The following is a 20728-nucleotide window of genomic DNA, read 5'->3' as shown; positions in this document are numbered from 1 at the left end:
TTTCGTTCGTCTCCCCCGTGCTAACGGGGGATGCTCCCTTCTTTTACACCGTACTCAACCTTTCCTTGCTTCATTCCTGATACATGGCCCACAAAAAAAGTGTTGGCCATGTAAAAACACTTGAGAATTCTTCCGGCTCAAATATCTTATGATCAAATTGGTTTAAACCAGATGGTGTGGGATGAAAGAAAAAAACTACGTGGATGTGCTCAGGGAGCGTTTTGAACGCTGGCTGAGTGAACAAAACTTACCGGCTGGCTCGAAGCTACCGTCTGAGCGCGAGTTGTGCGAACTGCTAGATGCCAAACGCATGACCTTACGGCAGGTGCTGATTGAGCTGGAGGTGGGTGCACGGATATTTAGAAAGAACCGCAGCGGCTGGTTTATTTCTGCTAAGCGCTTTATCTATAACCCAAAATCCCTCTCCAGTTTTAATGCGGAAGCCCGTGCCCAGGGGCGAAATCCCTCCTGGGGCTATTTATCCCGTGAGAGCATGGAGAGCGTACCGCATCAGATTGAGAGGGTGTTTCCCGCGTCTGAGAATTGCTATCGGGTAACAGGATGGTGTGGGCTCGATGAACATAAGGTTTTTTACCACGAGTCATATATTGATGCAGAAACCGCGCCGGGATATATCCATAAACTGGAGAACCAGTCGTTTGCCAGCGTCTGGGAAGATGAATTCGGTCATACCTTAACCATTAAAGAGATGATCTTCAAACCGGTCAATATGCCGGAGCTGGCCTGCAAAGAACTGGGTGTGGCACCGAATACTTACGGAATTTTGGTGGAAAAACACCGAGCGACACGGGATAAAAAAGTGGTGCAGGTCGATTTTGAATACTGGCGCCTTGAATCAGTGGAACTCGTTATTCATGATGAATGAGAAGAAAAATGAAAAATATTGATAAAGTGCGGCTGGCGGAACGTGCGAGAAATATACCTCTCTATCTGCACGCCTACGCGTTTCATTTAAATATGCGCTATGAACGCGTATTGCCGGGTGATTTGTTAGATATAGCGTATCAGCAGAAATTAAAGGGGGTAAAAATTCATGTCGAAGACGGCGAAACGCAATCCCTGCAAAAATTAAATGACCAACAGTTACGCACGTTTAAAGAAAAAGCGCAAAGCTACCATCTGGATATTCATATTGAAACCAGCGCTTCGGATAAAGCGACGCTGGATGATGCGATCCGTATCGCCCTGGCGACGGGAGCGACCTCGGTGCGCTTCTACCCGCGTTATGAAGGGTATCTGAAAGACGTGCTCGATAAAATTGCCAGCGATATTGCGTATTTATCTCGTTATGACGATTGCGGCCTGAGTTTTACTATTGAACAACATGAAGATTTACAGGGCCATGAACTGGTGACGCTGGTGAAAAACAGCGGGATGAAAAACCTCTCCATTCTGTTCGACTTTGGCAATATGATTAATGCTAACGAAGAGCCGCTGGCGGCATTAGAGGTTATGGCCCCCTTGATTACCCAGGTGCATATTAAAGATGCGCGGATTATTAACGAGGGGAAAGGTTGGGGGCATGAAGCCTGTCGTACCGGATACGGTGATCTACCTGTGGAGGAGATGCTAAAAAGATTACTACTTTTAGGCGATGAGCAACCCCAGGTCACCTCTTTTGGCTTAGAAGAAGAGGTGGAATATTATGCGCCTGCGTTCCGTTTCGACGATGAAGGGAATAACCCCTGGATACCGTGGCGAAATGCGAGCTATACCCCATTGCCCGACAGCACGATGGTAGATGCCCGTCTTGCGGAGGAAAAACATCACGCCCTTTCTCAAATTCAGTATATACGTAACGTGTGTCAAAAATTTATAACAACCTGACTAGTATTTAGGTCGTTAAAAAAGAACGTCAACATGAAGGCCATTTCATTTTGAGCTGGCTGAGGATTATTGCATTCATTTTCTGATTGAGAATGTTTTCTCAACCTACGCTAAGGGTGTTAATTATGTTCATGAATAAATGGGCACGACTCTGCTTTTTGATTTTAGGCGGCGGGACGATATTCAAACTTTCCAGTATGAAAGATGTCTTTTATGTACCTATGCAAAATGACTGGGGATTAACCAATACCCAAATTGGTTTAAGCTTTACGGTATATACTATTGTCCAGACAACGGGCCTGTTCCTCTCTCTGTATATTGCCGACCGTTACTCTAAAAAAATACTGCTGCCGTTTGGTTTAATCGGCGTGGGATTTTGCGGCCTCTACTTATCCACGCTGCCGTCATTTACCGGGTATCTGCTCTGTTTTGCGGCGATGGCCTTTTTCGCTGACGTAGTTTACTGGCCAGTATTGCTGAAAGCGGTGCGTCTGCTGGGAACGCAGGAGGAACAGGGGCGTATGTTTGGCTTTCTTGAGGCTGGCCGCGGCGTGGTGGACGTGGTTGTTGCCTCCGGGGCACTGTTCGTCTTTGTGCACTTCGGGGAAGGCAAAGCGGGCATGCAGGCGGGGCTGTTATACTACACGCTGATTACCCTGGTCGCAGGGGTGATCACCTACTTCATTGTCGATGACGACAAGGTCAAAGGCAGCGAAAAGGGGAGTGCCAACATGGAGGTGCTCAAGGGGATCAAACATATCCTCTCCTGCGCCAACGTCTGGCTGGCCGCGTTTGGCATTTTCTTCGTGTACGCTGCCTACTGCGGGCTGACATACTTTATCCCTTTCCTCAAAGATATCTATATGCTTCCGGTTGCGCTGGTGGGAGCCTACGGCATTATCAACCAGTATGCCCTGAAAATGGTGGGGGGACCGGTGGGCGGTTTCCTGGCGGATAAAGTGGCAAAATCGCCTACTGTCTACCTGAAGTGGACCTTCCTGATTGCCGCCGCGGCGATGATTGTCTTTATGCAGCTACCCCACCAATCGATGAACGTCTATATCGGGATGGCGGCAACCTTAGGTTTTGGGGCGATTATTTTCTCGCAGCGCGCCATTTTCTTCGCGCCGATGGATGAGATAGGCACCCCGCGTGAGTATGCCGGCTCGGCAATGGCGTTTGGCTGCATCATCGGTTACATGCCCGCCATGTTTGCTTACACGCTTTATGGCTGGCTGCTGGATACCCACACCGGTATCGCAGGCTACAACTATGTTTTTAGCGTGATGATCGCGTTCAGCCTGATGGGATTCGTCTGCTCAACGCTGCTGGTGAAACGGATCAAAAAGCAGAACCGCGCGGCAGTCACCGCGGAGGTATAAGGTCAGCTGTCCCCGGCAAACGCCGGGGACAGGGCGTCATGAACGTTTGTACAGCGGCAGCCAGAGGGTCAATCGCAATCCACCCAGCGGACTGTCATCGGCTTTCACCCAGCCACGGTGCTGCTGCATGGCGGTTTCCACAATCGCCAGGCCCAGCCCCGTACCCCCCGATTCCCGGTCGCGCGCCTCATCGGTACGATAGAACGGACGGAAAATCTGCTCGCGGTCTTCCGGGCTGACGCCAGGACCGTCGTCGTCGACAATGACGGTGATCCCGTCTTTATCCACCGAGAACGCCACCTCAATCTTCGTGTGTGAGTAGCGCAGGGCGTTACGCACGATATTCTCCAGCGCGCTTTCCAGCGTGTTGGGGTTACCGTACAGCGGCCATGGACCCGGTGGGAAGTTGACGGTGAAGGATTTACCCATCTGTTCCGCTTCGAACGCCGCGTTGTCCAGCACCTCGTGCCACAGGTGATTGGCTTTCACCGTTTCGCTGACCAGCGCGTTTTTCTGCTGATTACGCGACATGACCAGCAGGTCGTTGATCATGCTGTCCAGGCGGTGAGCTTCTGTTTCAATACGCTCCAGCTCTTTGCTCTCACCGCTGCGGCGGCGCAGCAGCGCGGTGCCAAGCTGCAGGCGGGTAAGCGGGGTACGCAGTTCGTGCGAGATATCCGACAGCAGACGTTGTTGTGCGGTCATCATGCGATCGAGAGCGCTCACCATCTGGTTAAAACTGGTCCCGGCGGCAAGGAATTCCTGCGGTCCGGCTTCCAGCTCAGGGTGTTGTCGCAGGTTACCCTGCGCCACTTCATCGGCGGCATTTTTCAGCTTACGCGCCGGTTTTGCCAGGCTCCACGCCAGCCATAACAGCAGCGGCGAGCTGACCAGCATGGTGACAATCAGCAGCAGGAGAGGGCGGTCAAACAGCAGGTTGATAAAATCAGACTGGGAGTTGCTCGCCGGACGGATCAGGTAGAGCTGATAATTATCCTCTCCGTCTCTGACGGAGAAAGGCCCTACCATTTCTACGCGGCCATATTTCTTCTTCTGGGGATGATCGGCGTTATCCGCCTGGCCAATGAAGTTGCGGATAATCTGCATTTCATTGCGATCGGCCCCAATGACGCGGCCTTCGCTGGTCACCAGCAGCAGGCGTTGTCCGGGCGGCGCCCACTTGTCGATAGCGCGAAATAATCTGCGCCACCACATTAAATCGTTCGGCGGGTCGTTTGCCAGCTCGGCTTCCACGTGCTGCTCGATCATCACGCCCTGACGTTGCTCGCTGTCGAGAAGCTCCGTCATCTGGCGTGAGTCGAGTTTTGGCAACATCAGTACGAGCATTAAAACCAGTGCCAGCGTCAGCCAGAAGATGGCGAAGATGCGGGCGGTTAAGCTTCCTATCATGAAGCGGAAACCATCAGATAACCGCGACCACGCAGGGTTTTAAACCATGGGTGACCGTCTTTACGCTCCGGCAGCTTACGGCGCAGGTTAGAGATGTGCATGTCGATGGCGCGGTCAAACGGGGTCAGACGTTTGCCCAGCACTTCCTGACTTAAATGTTCACGCGAAACCACCTGGCCGAGGTGCTGCGCCAGCAGATACAGCAGGGTGAACTCCGTGCCGGTGAGTTCCAGCGTCTGGCCATCAAAGCTCGCTTCCTGACGGCCCGGGTTCAGGCTCAGGGAGTCGACTTCAAGGGTAGGTGAGCTGTTGTCGGTATTCTGCTGCTGCTCGCTCCAGTGGGAACGACGCAGGATCGCGCGAATACGGGCGACCAGTTCGCGGTCGTTAAACGGCTTCGGTAAATAGTCATCCGCGCCCAGCTCAAGGCCGAGTACGCGATCGAGTTCGCTGCCGCGTGCGGTCAGCATGATAACGGGAGTCTGGTGTGTCTGGCGAAGCTCTTTCAACGTATCAATGCCGTTTTTCTTCGGCATCATCACGTCGAGCAAAAGTAAATCGATGCTGTCGTCAAGGAGACTCAGCGCCTGCTCGCCATCATGGGCAACCAGGACGTTGAAACCTTCCATGTCGAGCAACTCCTTTAAAAGGGATGTGAGCTCTCGGTCATCATCAACTAACAGGATTTTATTCATTGTTTAAATACCTCCGAGGCAGAAATTACGACATCAAGGCTGTCTAATCCATGACTTTACGTTGTTTTACACCCCCTGACGCATGTTTGCAGCCTGAATCGTAGACTGTCTCTCGTTGAATCGCGACACGAAAGATTTTGGGAGCAAGTGATGCGCAAAGTTACCGCTGCCGTCATGGCCTCAACGCTGGCGTTCAGTGCGTTTAGCCAGGCTGCTGAAGCTATCATCAGCGATAACAGTCCCTTACAAGAGGGCGCAACGCAGAACAGCAGCCAAAGCCATATGTTTGACGGCATAAGTTTAACCGAACATCAGCGTCAACAGATGCGAGATCTGATGCAGAGGGCGAGACACGACCAGCCCCCTGTTAATGTTAGCGAAATGGAGACAATGCATCGCCTTGTCACCGCAGAAAATTTTGACGAAAGCGCTGTACGCGCTCAGGCCGAAAAAATGGCTCAGGAACAGGTTGCCCGCCAGGTCGAAATGGCGAAGGTCCGCAACCAGATGTTCCACCTGCTAACGCCCGAGCAGCAAGCGGTTTTGAACACCAGACATCAGCAGCGAATGGACCAGCTGCGTGAGGTTGCACGGATGCAGCGAAGCTCAGAAACGACGTTTTTCAGTAGCAATAGCAGTACCCGTAGTAACCAGTAAACCCTGTTTTCCTTGCCATAGACACCATCCCTGTCTTCCCCCACATGATGTGGGGTTTTTTTTTGCCCCGCATTCTGATTTGTTAACCGTTTATTCATCCTTCGACTCCACATGCTTCCGTTATACTAGCGGCATGACATGACAGGAGCGTTTATGAATCAATCCTATGGAAGACTGGTAAACCGGGCCGCCATGGCCGCGACGGTAATGGCGTCGTGCTTGCTGGTCATCAAAGTTTTCGCGTGGTGGTATACCGGTTCGGTCAGTATTCTGGCGGCGCTGGTGGACTCGCTGGTGGATATTGCCGCCTCGCTGACCAACCTGCTGGTGGTGCGTTACTCGCTGCAGCCAGCGGATGAAGAGCACACCTTTGGGCACGGTAAAGCGGAGTCGCTGGCCGCGCTGGCGCAAAGCATGTTTATATCCGGTTCTGCGCTGTTCTTGTTTCTCACCGGCATTCAGCATCTCGTCTCGCCAACACCGATGAACGATCCCGGCGTCGGCGTCGTTGTGACGATTGTCGCGCTTATATGCACACTTGTTCTGGTAACGTTCCAGCGCTGGGTTGTGCGCAAAACGCAAAGTCAGGCTGTACGGGCAGATATGCTTCATTATCAATCTGATGTTATGATGAATGGGGCTATTCTTATTGCGCTCGGTCTGGCCTGGTATGGCTGGCATCGGGCCGATGCGTTGTTTGCGTTAGGGATTGGTATCTATATTTTATATAGCGCCCTGCGGATGGGGTATGAAGCGGTGCAATCACTGCTTGACCGCGCCCTCCCGGACTCAGAACGAAATGAAATTTTTTCTATCGTGACCTCCTGGCCCGGCGTCAGCGGTGCACACGATCTTCGAACGCGGCAGTCAGGGCCGACCCGCTTTATTCAGATTCACATTGAAATGGAAGACAACCTGCCACTGGTTCAGGCTCACGTGATAGCTGAGCAGGTCGAGCAGGCGATTTTGCAGCGTTTTCCTGGTTCAGACGTCATCATTCACCAGGATCCCTGCTCGGTTGTACCCGGTCATGTTGGGCTTTCGTAATTCGTTGTAAAAAAGTGAGCCAGGCCAGCATTTTGTGTATAAATTACCGCCATTTGGTCTGACCTGAATCAATTCAGCTGGAAGGGATTGATATACTATTTGCAGTATTCGTTGGTCGATAAGTTTCTTCCGGCAACAGATTTCAATTTTGCATTCCTAAGTTCAGAGGTAGTCATGATTAAGAAAATCGGTGTGTTGACAAGCGGCGGTGATGCGCCGGGCATGAACGCGGCAATTCGTGGTGTTGTCCGTGCAGCGCTGACGGAAGGCCTGGAAGTTTTTGGCGTTTATGACGGTTATCTGGGCCTGTATGAAGATCGTATGGTTCAGCTCGACCGTTACAGCGTGTCTGACATGATCAACCGTGGCGGTACTTTCCTCGGTTCTGCGCGCTTCCCGGAATTCCGTGATGAACACGTTCGTGAAGTGGCTATCGAAAACATGAAGAAACGCGGCCTGGACGCCCTGGTGGTTATCGGTGGTGACGGCTCCTACATGGGTGCAAAACGTCTGACCGAAATGGGTTTCCCGTGCATCGGTCTGCCGGGCACCATCGACAACGACATCAAAGGTACTGACTACACTATCGGCTTCTTTACCGCGCTGGGTACCGTTGTTGAAGCGATTGACCGTCTGCGTGACACCTCGTCTTCTCACCAGCGTATCTCTATCGTTGAAGTGATGGGCCGTTACTGCGGCGACCTGACGCTGGCGGCAGCCATTGCGGGCGGTTGCGAATTTATCGTCGTGCCAGAAGTCGAATTTAGCCGTGAAGATCTGGTGGCTGAAATCAAAGCGGGCATCGCGAAGGGTAAAAAACACGCGATCGTGGCTATCACCGAGCACATCTGTGACGTTGACGAGCTGGCGAAGTACATCGAAGCCGAAACCAAACGCGAAACCCGCGCGACCGTACTGGGTCACATCCAGCGTGGTGGTTCTCCAGGCCCTTACGACCGTATTCTGGCGTCCCGTATGGGCGCGTACGCTATCGATCTGCTGCTGCAGGGTCACGGCGGCCGCTGCGTCGGTATTCAGAACGAAAAACTGGTTCACCATGACATCATCGACGCGATTGAAAACATGAAGCGTCCGTTCAAAGGTGACTGGCTGGACTGCGCGAAAAAACTGTACTGATCGGCGTTTTTTGCCCGGTGGCGCTGCGCTTACCGGGCCTACAAAAGTACGGTTCGTAGGCCGGGTAAGGCGAAGCCGCCACCCGGCTTTTTTATGTGTGCACGCTTTTTTATTCCACTACGTTATAGCCAATCTTTTTTTATTCTTTAATCCTCGAATCGCTTTCTGGCACGCTGCATTCATCAAAACACTACACAAGAGAGCTGGGCGATGAATAAATGGGGCGTGGGTTTAACATTATTGCTGGCATCGACCAGCGTTCTGGCTAAGGACATCCAGTTACTGAACGTGTCATACGACCCGACGCGTGAGCTGTACGAGCAATACAACAAAGCGTTTGCAGCACACTGGAAACAGGAAACCGGCGACAACGTCGTGGTTCGCCAGTCTCACGGTGGTTCTGGCAAGCAGGCGACCTCCGTTATCAACGGGATTGAAGCCGACGTGGTGACCCTGGCGCTGGCCTACGATGTTGACGCGATCGCCGAGCGTGGCCGTATCGACAAAAACTGGATCAAACGCCTGCCGGATAACTCCGCGCCATACACCTCGACCATCGTTTTCCTGGTACGTAAAGGCAACCCGAAACAGATCCATGACTGGAATGACCTGATTAAGCCGGGCGTGTCAGTCATCACGCCTAACCCGAAAAGCTCTGGCGGCGCTCGCTGGAACTACCTGGGCGCATGGGGCTACGCGCTGCACCACAACAATGGCGACCAGGCCAAAGCGCAGGAATTCGTGAAAGCGCTGTATAAAAACGTTGAGGTGCTGGACTCCGGCGCGCGTGGCGCCACCAACACCTTCGTCGAGCGCGGGATTGGCGACGTGCTGATCGCATGGGAAAACGAAGCCCTGCTGGCCACTAACGAACTGGGTAAAGACAAATTCGAGATCGTGACCCCAAGCGAATCAATTCTGGCTGAACCGACCGTCTCCGTGGTCGATAAAGTGGTTGAGAAGAAAGATACCAAAGCGGTGGCGGAAGCCTACCTGAAGTATCTGTACTCGCCAGAAGGCCAGGAAATTGTGGCGAAAAACTTCTATCGTCCACGCGATCCGGCCGTTGCGAAGAAATACGAAAGCGTATTCCCTAAACTGAAACTCTTCACCATTGATGACGAGTTCGGTGGCTGGACCAAAGCGCAGAAAGAGCACTTCTCTAACGGCGGCACCTTCGACCAGATCAGCCAGCGCTAACCCCTTAGCCCATGACACGGTGACCCGGCGTGAGAAATCCGCCGGGTTTTTTATTTGGTCATCATTTTGCGTTACTCTTTTGCCTCTATTGAAAACAGGGAACGCGTTGTGAAAAAAATTATCTTATTGATCCTCATTGTCATCGCCCTTGCCGCAGGCGGCTGGTACTGGATGAAGGTGGGTAATCCGAATGCGTTGCGACATATCGTTCTCGACCAGTGTGTGCCGAATCAGATCCAGAACCGTAACCCGGCACCGTGTGCGCAGGTGAAAACGGACGCAGGCTACGTGGTGTTTAAAGATCGCAACGGGCCGCTGCAGTACCTGCTGATGCCAACCTACCGCATCAACGGCACCGAAAGCCCGCTTTTGACCGAATCTCATACTCCGAACTTTTTCTGGCTGGCCTGGCAGTCGCGCAGCTTTATGACTCTGAAGCGCGGCTCCGAGGTGCCTGACAGCGCCATTTCGCTGACGATTAACTCGCCGACAGGGCGCACGCAGAACCATTTCCATATTCATATCTCCTGCCTGCGCCCGGACGTGCGCGAGAAGCTCAACGCGGCACAGGGAGAAATCAGCACCCAGTGGCTGCCTCTTCCCGGAGGGCTGGAAGGACATGAGTATCTTGCTCGCCGGGTGACGGAAAATGAACTGGTGCAGCGCAGCCCGTTCATAATGCTGGCTGAAGAGCTGCCGGAAGCGCGCGACCATATGGGGCGCTTTGCCCTGGCGATGGCGCAGCAGTCGGATGGCTCGTTTGTGTTGCTGGCGACCGAGCGCAATCTGTTGATGCTCAACCGCGCGTCGGCAGAGGAATTGCAGGATCATCAATGCGCTATCCTGAAGTAACCCCACCATAAATCGCGTTTACTCGGGCTGCCTGTCACCGTAGACTTGCTGAAAAATTCTACAGGAGACAGGTATGTCGCTCTGGTTAACGTATCCTCTGCTGCTACCCTCACTGATTGTTGGCGTCACCATCGTTCTGTGGGCGACGTCGTTATTGCCGGAATTCATCACCGCGCTGCTGTTCTTCACGGCGGCGATGACCGCCAGAATCGCCCCGCCGGAGGTCATCTTCGGCGGTTTTGCCTCGTCGGCTTTCTGGCTGGTATTCAGCGGCTTTGTGCTCGGCGTGGCGATCCGTAAAACCGGACTGGCGGACAGGGCCGCCCGGGCGCTGTCGTCAAAGCTCACCGACTCCTGGGTATTAATGGTAGCGAGCGTGGTGCTGCTGAGCTATGCGCTGGCGTTTGTGATGCCGTCGAACATGGGACGTATTGCGCTGCTGATGCCGATTGTCGCGGCGATGGCAAAACGCGCCGGTATCGCCGACGGCTCCCGCGCCTGGTTTGGTCTGGCGCTGGCGGTAGGGTTCGGGACTTTCCAGCTTTCGGCGACGATTCTGCCCGCTAACGTCCCTAATCTGGTGATGAGCGGTGCGGCGGAAGGCTCGTACGGCATCCATCTGAACTATGTCCCGTATCTGCTGCTGCACACGCCGGTGCTGGGCATTCTCAAAGGCCTGATTCTGATTGGCCTGATCTGCTGGCTATTTCCCGGTAGCCCGAAACCGCCGAAGGAACAGGCGCCCTCTGAGCCTATGGGGCGGGACGAAAAGCGTCTCGCCTGGCTGCTGGCGGTGGTGCTGGGGATGTGGGTGACGGAGAGCTGGCACGGCGTGGGACCCGCGTGGACGGGGCTGGCGGCGTCGATCATCGTTATGCTGCCGCGTATAGGTTTTATCACCGGGGAGGAGTTTTCTGCGGGGGTGAATATGCGCACCTGTATCTACGTTGCCGGTATTTTGGGGCTGGCGATCGTCGTGACCCAAACCGGCATCGGAACGGCGGTGGGCGAGGCGTTGCTCCGCATTATGCCGCTGAATGCAGACCGACCGTTCACCAGTTTCCTGGCGCTGACCGGTATTACCACCGCACTCAACTTCATTATGACCGCCAACGGCGTGCCGGCGCTTTACACCACCCTGGCGCAGAGCTTCTCGGACGCGACCGGCTTCCCGCTGCTGTCGGTGATCATGATTCAGGTGCTGGGCTATTCTACGCCGCTGCTGCCGTATCAGGCGTCGCCGATTGTGGTGGCGATGGGGCTCGGGAAGGTGCCTGCAAGGGCGGGGATGGTGCTTTGTCTGGCGCTGGCGGTGGCAACTTATCTGGTGCTGTTGCCGCTGGATTATCTGTGGTTTAGCGTGTTAGGTAAGTTGTAGCGTTTTTGTAGGGCGGGTAAGCGCAAGCGCCACCCGCCACAAAGGCAATTACGCCTGTTTAGCCGCTTCTGCCGCTTTAACGATCACCGCGAAAGCGTCCGCTTTCAGGGATGCACCGCCAACCAGCGCGCCATCGATGTCTGGCTGGGTGAACAGCTCAGCAGCGTTGGAGGCGTTTACGGAACCGCCGTACTGGATGATCACTTGCTCAGCGACTTTGGCGTCAGCTTTCGCAATGTGGTCACGGATGAATTTGTGAACCGCCTGAGCCTGCGCAGGGGTTGCTGATTTGCCGGTACCGATCGCCCAGACTGGCTCGTAAGCGATAACCGCGCCTTCGAACGCTGCCGCGCCCTGGGTTTTCAGCACAGCGTCGATCTGACGTGCGCACACTTCTTCGGTTTTGCCCGCTTCGTTTTCTGCTTCGGTTTCACCGATGCACAGAACCGGGATCAGACCCTGCTCTTTCAGCACGGCGAATTTCTTCGCGATGAACTCATCAGATTCTTTGTGATAGGTGCGACGCTCGGAGTGGCCGATGATGATGTATTTCGCGCCGATATCTTTCAGCATTTCAGCGGAGGTTTCACCGGTGAACGCGCCAGACAGGTTAACGTCAACGTTCTGCGCGCCCAGAATGATGTGGCTGCCGTCAGCGGCGTGTTTAGCCAGATCCAGGTACATATCCGGCGGAGCGATAGCAACCGCGCAGCCCGTCACGCCAGCCAGCTCTTTACGCAGGTTCGCAACCAGTTCGTTTACCATGTGGCGGCTGCCGTTCAGTTTCCAGTTACCCATCACTAAAGGATGTCGCATTTCAATTCTCCACGCTCAATAAGCGAATTAAGGAATATGGCCACCCTGTCGGGCAGCATGGTCTGTGAATCAGTATAGAGATTTTCCCTCGAAAGGCTTTGCTTTTTGTCATTAATTCGCCCCGTCGAGAGTGTCAGATAGTGCCAGCTTAATCGGTTCAACAGCGAAGGTCAGTCCTTTTTCGCCGTTGTCCGCTACAACATAGCGGATCGCGCCTTCGGTATCGGCGTAGTAACGCTTGTTTTTCCCGGCGGTAAGGAGTTTTTGCAGCTTTTGCTGACTTTGTTTTTTCGTCAGTGCCGGAGTAAAGGCCTGCAATACCGCGCTCATGTACTCCAGCGCTTTCGCCTTAGCGGCTTTCTGCTCTGGCCCCTGTATTGGCAGCCAGGTGATTTGCATGCTTTTGATTTTTAACGTCCCGCGCTCCAGCGCCGTGGAGGCATACAAATTCTCGTTAATCTTGCTTGCCGCACGGGTCAGGGTAGGCGTGTCGCGGGGGCCATCGATGGCACGAAACTCATCCAGCGGCAGCGTAGGGTTGGCCTGATTGAAGGTTTCACGAAACTCGCTGATGGACTGATCGAATGACGGCGCGCCCGCCAGCAGATACGGAGCTGTGGTCGGGGCAGTGGTTTCGGCGGCGTGCAGGGGATAACCCACGCTGAGCAGCGCTAAACACAGGAAGAGAGAACGTGCCGAACTTTTCATCAACATTGCCCCTGGCCGTAAGTGCTCATGATTAAAACGATATCTGGTCGGCTTGTCAAAAGGTCACAACTCCAGGGTAAAATGCGCGCTATACGATAATAAGGAACCTTACATGACCATACAGCAGTGGCTGTTTTCGTTCAAAGGGCGTATTGGACGCCGTGATTTCTGGATCTGGATGGTGACGTGGATTGTCGCCATGCTGCTTCTGTTTTTCGTTGCCTATAACGCATGGCTAAGCACGCAAACGGCGGCCTTCGCGCTGGTCTGTCTGCTATGGCCAACGGCGGCTGTCGTCGTGAAACGGCTGCACGATCGCGGACGTTCCGGCGCGTGGGCATTTCTGATTATTCTGGCGTGGATGCTGGTGGCGGGAAACTGGGCGATGCTGCCGTCCATCCTGCCGTGGGTTGTGGGCAGGCTGCTGCCGTCGGTCATCTTCGTGATGATGATTGTCGATCTGGGCGCGTTTATTGGCACCCAGAGCGAAAACAAATACGGTAAAGATACCGTTGAGGTGAAGTACCGCTGATCACCAGTAGTGTTCGGCGGTCATATGGCCCGGTCGGCGGCGAAGATGTTTCGTCATCTGCCGGGTATCCTTCAGAAGCTGCTGCGTGTCGCGAACCATCTGCGGATTGCCACACAGCATGACGTGGCTGGTTTCAGCGTTCAGCGGCAAACCCACCGCGTCCTCCAGGGCTCCACTCTCAATTAACGCCGGCACGCGACCGGTAAGCGCTCCTGCTACGGTTTCGCGGCTGACCACCGTCTGAATCTTTAACTTTCCGCCGTACTGCTGTTCCAGCGCCCGCATCTGCGGCAGGTAGCTCAGGTCTGCAGCGTAGCGTGCAGCGTGCACCAGCACGATGTTTTTAAAGCGCTCCAGATCTTTGCCGTACTGCAAAATAGAGAGATAAGGGCCGATGGCCGTGCCGGTTGCCAGCATCCAGAGCGTGTCACAATCAGGGATCTCTTCGAGCACAAAGAAGCCTGCCGCTTCACTCACAATTTGCACGTCGTCGCCGGGCTTGAGGGCGGCAAGACGCGGGCTGAGCTTACCGTCCGGAACGGTGACCAGATAGAACTCGAGATCCGGGTTATCAGGCGCGTTAACGTAAGAGTAGGCGCGCTGCACGCGCTCGCCGTCGACATCCAGCCCCAGCTTGGCGAATTGCCCGGCTTTAAACGGGTGGACGGGAGCATGGACGGTGAGACTAAATAGCGCATCGGTCCAGAACTCTATTTTCGTGACTTTACCTGTTACCCAGTCCGCCATGATCTTCTCCTGTGCTGTTTCTCTGTTCTATCTTCCGTACTTGTGGTGACAATTTCCAGCCCGTCAGGGCCGGAAAGCTCTATCGATCAAACGGTTTTACAGAATGTGCGTCTGTACGTCCGGGTCTTTGCGGTCGAGATAGTGGATAGACTGGATGCGGCGAATGGTGCGCGATTTACCGCGGATCAGCAGCGTTTCGGTGGTCGCCATATTGCCCTTGCGGGTGATACCGTCCAGCAGATCGCCTTTGGTGATGCCGGTCGCGGAGAAGACAACGTTGTCGCTACGGGCCATCTCGTCCAGAGCCAGCACTTTATTGGCCTCGATGCCCATCGCTTCGCAGCGCGCCAGCTCGTTTTCTCCGATACGGCGGTTCTCTTCGCTGTCGCCTTTCACCTCATGGCGGGGGAGCAGACGGGCCTGCATGTCACCATCCAACGCGCGAATCACTGCCGCAGAGACGACACCTTCCGGCGCGCCGCCGATGCCGTACAGCACGTCTACTTCGCTGTCCGGCATGCAGGTCAGGATTGAGGCGGCAACGTCACCGTCAGGAATAGCAAACACGCGCACGCCGAGCTTTTGCATCTGCGCGATGGTGGCGTCGTGACGCGGTTTGGCCAGAATCGTCACGGTCAGTTCGCTAAGGGGTTTGCCCAGGGCTTTGGCGATGTTGTGCAGGTTCTCTTCCAGCGGCAGGCTGAGGTCGATTGCGCCCTTTGCGCCAGGCCCGACAATCAGCTTTTCCATGTACATATCCGGCGCGTTAAGGAAGCAGCCCTTATCGCCCACGGCCAGCACCGCCAGGGCATTGGCCTGACCCATCGCCGTCATGCGGGTACCTTCGATCGGGTCGACGGCGATATCCACGGCATCGCCTTTGCCGGTACCGACTTTTTCACCAATATAGAGCATTGGCGCTTCGTCGATCTCGCCTTCGCCGATCACGATGGTGCCGTCGATGTTGACCTGGTTAAGGACAATGCGCATGGCATGGACGGCTGCGCCGTCTGCGGTATTTTTGTCGCCACGACCCAGCCATTTATAGCCTGCAAGGGCGGCCGCTTCGGTGACGCGGGAAAACTCGATAGCAAGTTCACGTTTCATGAGGTACTCGTGCAATCAAAAGGAATTGCACGAAGTTTATCACAGAGTGGGGAGGGGGGTTTTAAGTCCCCTCTCCCCTTTGGGGGGCTTACTCGTCGTGCTCTTCCCACGCCAGGGCGCGTTTCACCGCTTTCTTCCAGCCGCTGTAGCGGAAGTTACGCTCGGTGGTTTCAATGCCCGGGCGGAATTCGCGTTCGATCACCGCTTTTTCCTGCAGCTCGTCCAGGTTCTGCCAGAAGCCTACCGCCAGACCGGCAAGATACGCCGCGCCCAGCGCCGTCACTTCACGCACTTCAGGACGCTCAACGCGGGTGCCCAGAATGTCGGACTGGAACTGCATCAGGAAGTTATTCGCGACCGCACCGCCGTCCACGCGCAGGGCGTGCAGACGAATGCCAGAGTCAGCCTGCATCGCTTCCAGCACGTCGCGCGTCTGGTAGGCGATGGATTCCAGGGTGGCGCGAATAATGTGGTTAGAGTTCACACCGCGCGTCAGGCCGAAAATCGCGCCGCGTGCATACGGATCCCAGTACGGTGCGCCCAGACCGGTGAACGCAGGTACCACGTACACGCCGTTGGTGTCTTTCACTTTGGTCGCGAAGTACTCGGAATCGAACGCATCGCTGATCAGCTTCATCTCGTCGCGCAGCCACTGGATAGACGCGCCGGCCATGAACACCGCACCTTCCAGCGCATAGTTCACTTCGCCGCGCGGGCCGCAGGCGATGGTAGTCAGCAGACCGTTTTCTGATTTCACCGCTTTCTCGCCGGTGTTCATCAGCATAAAGCAGCCGGTGCCGTAGGTGTTCTTCGCCATCCCTTCTTTTACGCACAGCTGGCCGAACAGCGCCGCCTGCTGGTCACCGGCGATACCGGCGATAGGAATACGGGTGCCGCCTTTACCGCCGATGTTGGTCTGACCGTACACTTCTGAAGACTTGCGCACTTCAGGCAGCATCGCGCGTGGGATATCCAGCGCGTCCAGCATCTTGTCATCCCACTCCAGGGTGTTGATGTTGAACAGCATGGTGCGCGAGGCGTTGGTGTAGTCGGTGACGTGAACGCGTCCCTGGGTCATCTTCCAAATAAGCCAGGTGTCAACGGTACCGAACAGCAGCTCGCCGCGTTTAGCACGCTCGCGTGAACCTTCCACATGGTCGAGGATCCATTTCACTTTGGTGCCGGAGAAATACGGGTCAACCACCAGGCCGGTGGCGCTGCGCACGTACTCTTCCATGCCGTCGCGCTTAAGCTGTTCGCAGATCTCAGAGGTACGGCGGCACTGCCAGACGATGGCGTTGTAAATAGGCTTACCGGTTTCACGTTCCCAGACAATCGTCGTTTCACGCTGGTTAGTGATACCAATCGCGGCAATCTCGTCGGAACTGATATCGGCTTTCGCCAGCACTTCGACCAGCGTGGAGCTTTGTGACGCCCAGATCTCCATCGGGTCGTGTTCTACCCAGCCTGGACGAGGATAAATTTGCTCAAATTCGCGCTGTGACACGCTGACGATGTTCGCGTCATGATCCATTACGACAGCGCGGGAGCTGGTAGTGCCCTGGTCGAGCGCAACGATATATTTTTTTTCGGTCATGGTATGTGTCCCGTAGTCAGATTACAGCGAAGCTTTTTGTTGTGCGGTAGAAGTCGTTTCCTTCTCCTCTTCCACACAGGTGTCGCACGGTAAATGGCGACCAATTAATTTGCGGTAGCTGAACGCACCCAGCGCAGCCCCGACAACCGGCGCAAACAGCGGTACCAGGAAGTAAGGAATGTCTTTGCCTCCGGTGAAGGCGACGTCGCCCCAGCCTGCGATGAAGGCGAACGCTTTTGGTCCGATATCACGTGCCGGGTTCATCGCGAAGCCGGTCAGCGGGCCCATGGAGGCGCCAATCACAGCAATCAGCAGGCCAATCAGCAGGGGGGCCAGCGGGCCGCGCGGAATGCCGTTTCCGTCGTCGGTCAGCGCCAGGATAACGCCCATCAGAATAGCGGTAATCACCATTTCAACTGCGAACGCCTGCACAAAATTGATATGCGGGTTTGGGTAGGTTGAGAAGATGCCTGCCAGATCCAGACTTTCGACGCTGCCGCGTACCATATGATGCGTCTGTTCGAAGTCGATGAAAAGATTGTAATAAAGCCCGTAAACTAACGCCGCTGCGCAAAACGCGCCGGCAAACTGAGAAAGAATGAAAGGAACAACTTTGCGTCCGTCGAAGCACGCGAACAGCCACAGTGCGATTGTCACCGCCGGGTTAAGATGTGCACCAGACACCCCTGCGGTCAGGTAGATGGCCATCGCCACGCCCAGACCCCAGATGATACTGATTTCCCACTGACCAAAACTGGCACCCGCCACTTTCAGTGCAGCGACACAGCCCACTCCGAAGAATATCAACAACCCGGTACCAAGGAACTCGGCAATGCACTGGCCTTTTAAGGTTGATGTCTGACTCATAATCGGAATCCTGAAGAAATTGATGTTTATTGTTAGCATGGCCGCCCGTGACAGCCACGATGCCCTGTAGACATAGTGTTAATTTATCGTTAACGAGCAAAAACGAGAAATATCGAAATCAAAATGTGTGGTCTGTGTCAATAAAATGAGCGTTTTCGCGCCATAAAGCACATTTTTACAGCAGTACAGGATCGGTACAGGAATGTGAGCTGAATCATTTCATTAACGAATCAGTTAACAATTTAGGGGTATATGACGCGAACGCACCAGGACCAGACCTAAAAGTGTTGCAAACCGCGATCTGCGCGGTGTGTCGCTGGACACAGAGCGCCGCGCTCCATACAATCGACGGTATATGTCGTGCGCGTTTATGTTAAAGCGTCGCCTTGCAATTCAGGAGAGGTAGCATCATGTCTTTAGAAGTGTTTGAGAAACTGGAATCGAAAGTACAGCAGGCGATTGACACCATCACCCTGCTGCAGATGGAAATTGAAGAGCTGAAAGAGAAGAACAACAGCCTGGCGCAGGAAGTTCAGAACGCGCAGCACGGCCGTGAAGAACTGGAGCGCGAAAACAACCAGCTGCGCGAACAGCAGAACGGTTGGCAGGATCGCCTGCAGGCGCTGCTGGGACGTATGGAAGAAGTCTGATTCCCATTGGGATGAACTGAACAGGCCGGGTAAGGCGAAGCCACCACCCGGCTTTTTTTATGCCAGTTATAAAAAAGGCCGCCAGAGGCGGCCTTAACGCTACTTGTCCTGCGCTGTCATAGCAAAAGCAACGAACATATTCGGTTCATCACTCTTTACAACGAGTACGCTGGCGACAATGAACGCGATACATAAATAGCGTTTCATTATGCGGTCCCTGCAGCTAACCGCTCCACCGTTCACCACCGGTGATAAGTCGGTGGACGCAAGCCCGGTTAAAGGTTGCTTAACGGTTGTGAATACACCTTTCCCTGGACCGATGCCCATGTGCGAGATGGCGGAAAGGGACGATGCATCATAATGAGCAGCAGCAGCGTAGTTAAGGTTTTAATAGTTAATTAGGAATTTATAAAGGGTCGATGGGGTTACCTGAGATTTGAACCAGGGTAAGATAAAAATCCTGGTTAAAGGTTGCAAAACTTCCCAACGGACCGCGAATCCCGAGGGACAAAAAAACCGCCACATTGCTGTTGGCGGTTTTTTTATGGTCTACGCTTACGGTTTTATTACTCGATATCCAGCGGATCTTCGGAAAGGATAATGCCGGTATTATCGGCGTAGAGATGGTCGCCGGAGAAGAAGGTCACGCCGCCGAAATTGACGCGCACGTCGCTTTCGCCGATACCGTCACCCGCCGCCCCTACCGGTATGGCCGCGATGGCCTGAATCCCGATATCCAGGTCTTCCAGATCGTCCACCTGACGCACGGAACCGTACACCACAAGGCCTTCCCACTCGTTTTGCACGGCAATACCGGCCAGCTCAGCATCAATCAATGCGCGCCGCACGGAACCGCCGCCATCGACCACCAGTACGCGGCCGCGGCCGTTCTGTTCGAGCAGATCGTACAACAACCCGTTATCCTCGAAACATTTCACCGTGACGATCTGTCCGCCAAACGACGACCGCCCACCAAAGTTGGAGAACAGCGGTTCAACGACGTTGACATCTTCCTGGTAGATGTCACAAAGCTCGGAGGTATCGTATTTCATAGGTTTAACGCTCAGTTGCTGCGAATGTGTTCAGTATATCGTGCGAAATGCGTTGTTGGCAAAATCATCAATTGTTAATTGATATTTGTCAGCTAACTGAGCGTCTGGCTTAATACAATCCCGATGACGAACAACAGGTTAGTCAGCAGCGCGCCTTTTACCGTGCGCTCCAGCATCGGCGGCATGGCGGACGGGCTGAGCTCACGCATCACAAAGCGGGCCTGCTTAATCAGCAGCGGCGCGGCAAGCACAAACAGCCAGCCCCACAAGCTCTGCAAGGAAATCAGGTTAAACAGCGCCAGGCAAACCAGCGCGCCAGTGAGCAGGCAGGCATGATAGCGGCGCGCATTCACCGGCCCCAGACGCACGGCCAGGGTATTTTTGCCATTCTCGCGATCGCTGTCGATGTCGCGCAGGTTGTTGATGTTGAGCACCGCCGTCGCCAGCAGGCCGCAGGCGGTCGCGGGCAGGAACAGGGCAGGGATCACCGTATGCGCCTGCAGGTACCAGCTTCCCATCACGCTCAGCCAGCCGAAGAAAACCAGTACGGAGATATCACCGAGCCCAATATAACCGTAAGGACGCGTGCCGACGGTGTAGGTAATGGCTGCGATAATGGCCAGTAAACCCAGCACCAGGAAGCCAATGAAATCGCTGGGAGTCTTAGATGCCACCGTCACCAGCGCCAGGCCGGATGCACAGATCAACACCACGGTGATAATCAGCGCGCGCTTCATCTGCGCCTGGGTAATCACCCCTTTCTGCATTCCGCGCAGTGGCCCTATGCGGTCCGGCTTGTCGCTGCCTTTTACCGCGTCACCGTAGTCGTTGGCGAGATTGGAGAGGATTTGCAGCAGGCCGGCGGTAATCAATGCCAGCGCGGCGACCAGCGGATCAAAATAACCCTGCCACCAGGCAAGGGCGGTGCCGACGATAATCGCGGCAAAGGCCAGAGGAAGTGTTTTAGGGCGCAGACTTTCGAGCCACGCCTGAGTACGGCTGATGTCAGTCATAAGTATTTAGCCAATAAAAATGGGGGCATTAGC

General features: G+C 54.7%; 21 protein-coding genes. 11 read left to right on the top strand and 10 right to left on the bottom strand.

The genetic code is table 11. The features are described 5' to 3' along the window. Window positions 1–181: 181 nt before the first annotated feature. The 3 genes from GXP72_RS22325 to GXP72_RS22315 all read left to right on the top strand — a co-directional run bounded on the left by GXP72_RS22325 (window position 182) and on the right by GXP72_RS22315 (window position 3230). Window positions 182–886, top strand: coding sequence for a UTRA domain-containing protein (locus GXP72_RS22325; RefSeq protein WP_208763357.1), 705 nt, complete (start codon window positions 182–184; stop codon window positions 884–886). Between the two features lie 8 nt (window positions 887–894). Further along, window positions 895–1848: a TIM barrel protein gene (locus GXP72_RS22320; protein WP_208763356.1), complete on the top strand. Its 954-nt coding sequence runs from the start codon at window positions 895–897 to the stop codon at window positions 1846–1848. Between the two features lie 131 nt (window positions 1849–1979). Further along, window positions 1980–3230 (top strand): MFS transporter, encoded by a 1251-nt coding sequence (locus tag GXP72_RS22315; RefSeq protein ID WP_208763936.1) that lies wholly within the window; start codon window positions 1980–1982, stop codon window positions 3228–3230. Window positions 3231–3266: 36 nt separating this feature from the next. On the opposite strand, the gene cpxA is transcribed toward GXP72_RS22315, so the two are convergent. Continuing rightward, window positions 3267–4640 (bottom strand): envelope stress sensor histidine kinase CpxA, encoded by a 1374-nt coding sequence (gene cpxA / locus GXP72_RS22310; protein WP_023309731.1) that lies wholly within the window; start codon window positions 4638–4640, stop codon window positions 3267–3269. Beyond that, window positions 4637–5335 (bottom strand): envelope stress response regulator transcription factor CpxR, encoded by a 699-nt coding sequence (gene cpxR / locus GXP72_RS22305; RefSeq protein WP_006179159.1) that lies wholly within the window; start codon window positions 5333–5335, stop codon window positions 4637–4639. Before cpxR ends, cpxA begins: the two co-directional genes overlap by 4 nt. Before the next feature lie 150 nt (window positions 5336–5485). Here cpxR and cpxP point away from each other — a divergent pair, with 150 nt between their 5' ends. From cpxP to GXP72_RS22275, 6 genes are all read left to right on the top strand, one after another. After that, window positions 5486–5992: a cell-envelope stress modulator CpxP gene (gene cpxP, locus GXP72_RS22300; RefSeq protein WP_024909200.1), complete on the top strand. Its 507-nt coding sequence runs from the start codon at window positions 5486–5488 to the stop codon at window positions 5990–5992. Between the two features lie 153 nt (window positions 5993–6145). Continuing rightward, entirely contained in the window at window positions 6146–7039 is an 894-nt protein-coding gene (fieF, locus tag GXP72_RS22295; RefSeq protein WP_024909199.1) for a CDF family cation-efflux transporter FieF, read from the top strand. 174 nt (window positions 7040–7213) lie between these two features. Continuing rightward, complete coding sequence (gene pfkA, locus GXP72_RS22290) at window positions 7214–8176, top strand: 6-phosphofructokinase (RefSeq protein WP_023309696.1); 963 nt, start codon at window positions 7214–7216, stop codon at window positions 8174–8176. A 210-nt stretch (window positions 8177–8386) separates the two neighbouring features. After that, a complete protein-coding gene (locus GXP72_RS22285) occupies window positions 8387–9376 on the top strand; it encodes a sulfate ABC transporter substrate-binding protein (RefSeq protein WP_208763355.1) in 990 nt (329 codons plus the stop codon). Window positions 9377–9484: 108 nt separating this feature from the next. After that, window positions 9485–10228, top strand: coding sequence for a CDP-diacylglycerol diphosphatase (locus GXP72_RS22280; protein ID WP_061716291.1), 744 nt, complete (start codon window positions 9485–9487; stop codon window positions 10226–10228). A gap of 73 nt (window positions 10229–10301) precedes the next feature. After that, entirely contained in the window at window positions 10302–11606 is a 1305-nt protein-coding gene (locus tag GXP72_RS22275; protein ID WP_208763354.1) for an SLC13 family permease, read from the top strand. Between the two features lie 48 nt (window positions 11607–11654). Here GXP72_RS22275 and tpiA read toward each other — a convergent pair whose 3' ends face one another. Both tpiA and GXP72_RS22265 read right to left on the bottom strand, forming a co-directional pair. Next, complete coding sequence (gene tpiA / locus GXP72_RS22270; RefSeq protein ID WP_014172206.1) at window positions 11655–12422, bottom strand: triose-phosphate isomerase; 768 nt, start codon at window positions 12420–12422, stop codon at window positions 11655–11657. Window positions 12423–12533: 111 nt separating this feature from the next. Beyond that, entirely contained in the window at window positions 12534–13130 is a 597-nt protein-coding gene (locus tag GXP72_RS22265) for a DUF1454 family protein (RefSeq protein WP_024909195.1), read from the bottom strand. Between the two features lie 112 nt (window positions 13131–13242). Here GXP72_RS22265 and GXP72_RS22260 point away from each other — a divergent pair, with 112 nt between their 5' ends. Next, window positions 13243–13662, top strand: a complete 420-nt coding sequence (locus GXP72_RS22260; RefSeq protein ID WP_023333860.1) for a DUF805 domain-containing protein — start codon at window positions 13243–13245, stop codon at window positions 13660–13662. Here GXP72_RS22260 and fpr read toward each other — a convergent pair whose 3' ends face one another. The 4 genes from fpr to GXP72_RS22240 form a co-directional block, all read right to left on the bottom strand. Further along, a complete protein-coding gene (gene fpr / locus GXP72_RS22255; RefSeq protein WP_024909194.1) occupies window positions 13663–14409 on the bottom strand; it encodes a ferredoxin--NADP(+) reductase in 747 nt (248 codons plus the stop codon). It lies immediately after the preceding gene. 96 nt (window positions 14410–14505) lie between these two features. Continuing rightward, the gene (gene glpX / locus GXP72_RS22250; RefSeq protein WP_032662725.1) at window positions 14506–15516 is read right to left on the bottom strand and encodes a class II fructose-bisphosphatase; all 1011 of its coding nucleotides are present in this window, start codon (window positions 15514–15516) and stop codon (window positions 14506–14508) included. 88 nt (window positions 15517–15604) lie between these two features. Then, window positions 15605–17113, bottom strand: a complete 1509-nt coding sequence (gene glpK, locus GXP72_RS22245) for a glycerol kinase GlpK (RefSeq protein WP_014885706.1) — start codon at window positions 17111–17113, stop codon at window positions 15605–15607. Between the two features lie 21 nt (window positions 17114–17134). After that, complete coding sequence (locus GXP72_RS22240; protein ID WP_014885705.1) at window positions 17135–17980, bottom strand: MIP/aquaporin family protein; 846 nt, start codon at window positions 17978–17980, stop codon at window positions 17135–17137. A gap of 410 nt (window positions 17981–18390) precedes the next feature. Here GXP72_RS22240 and zapB point away from each other — a divergent pair, with 410 nt between their 5' ends. After that, window positions 18391–18630 (top strand): septal ring assembly protein ZapB, encoded by a 240-nt coding sequence (gene zapB, locus GXP72_RS22235; RefSeq protein ID WP_010436935.1) that lies wholly within the window; start codon window positions 18391–18393, stop codon window positions 18628–18630. A 566-nt stretch (window positions 18631–19196) separates the two neighbouring features. On the opposite strand, the gene rraA is transcribed toward zapB, so the two are convergent. Then, a complete protein-coding gene (gene rraA, locus GXP72_RS22230) occupies window positions 19197–19682 on the bottom strand; it encodes a ribonuclease E activity regulator RraA (protein ID WP_023309687.1) in 486 nt (161 codons plus the stop codon). A gap of 92 nt (window positions 19683–19774) precedes the next feature. Then, a complete protein-coding gene (gene menA / locus GXP72_RS22225; protein WP_024909192.1) occupies window positions 19775–20695 on the bottom strand; it encodes a 1,4-dihydroxy-2-naphthoate polyprenyltransferase in 921 nt (306 codons plus the stop codon). Window positions 20696–20728: the final 33 nt, after the last annotated feature.

The sequence above is a fragment of the Enterobacter sp. SES19 genome (assembly GCF_011765665.1).
GTDB classification, from domain to species: domain Bacteria; phylum Pseudomonadota; class Gammaproteobacteria; order Enterobacterales; family Enterobacteriaceae; genus Enterobacter; species Enterobacter pseudoroggenkampii.
This window is presented reverse-complemented; position numbering and strand designations above follow the sequence as displayed.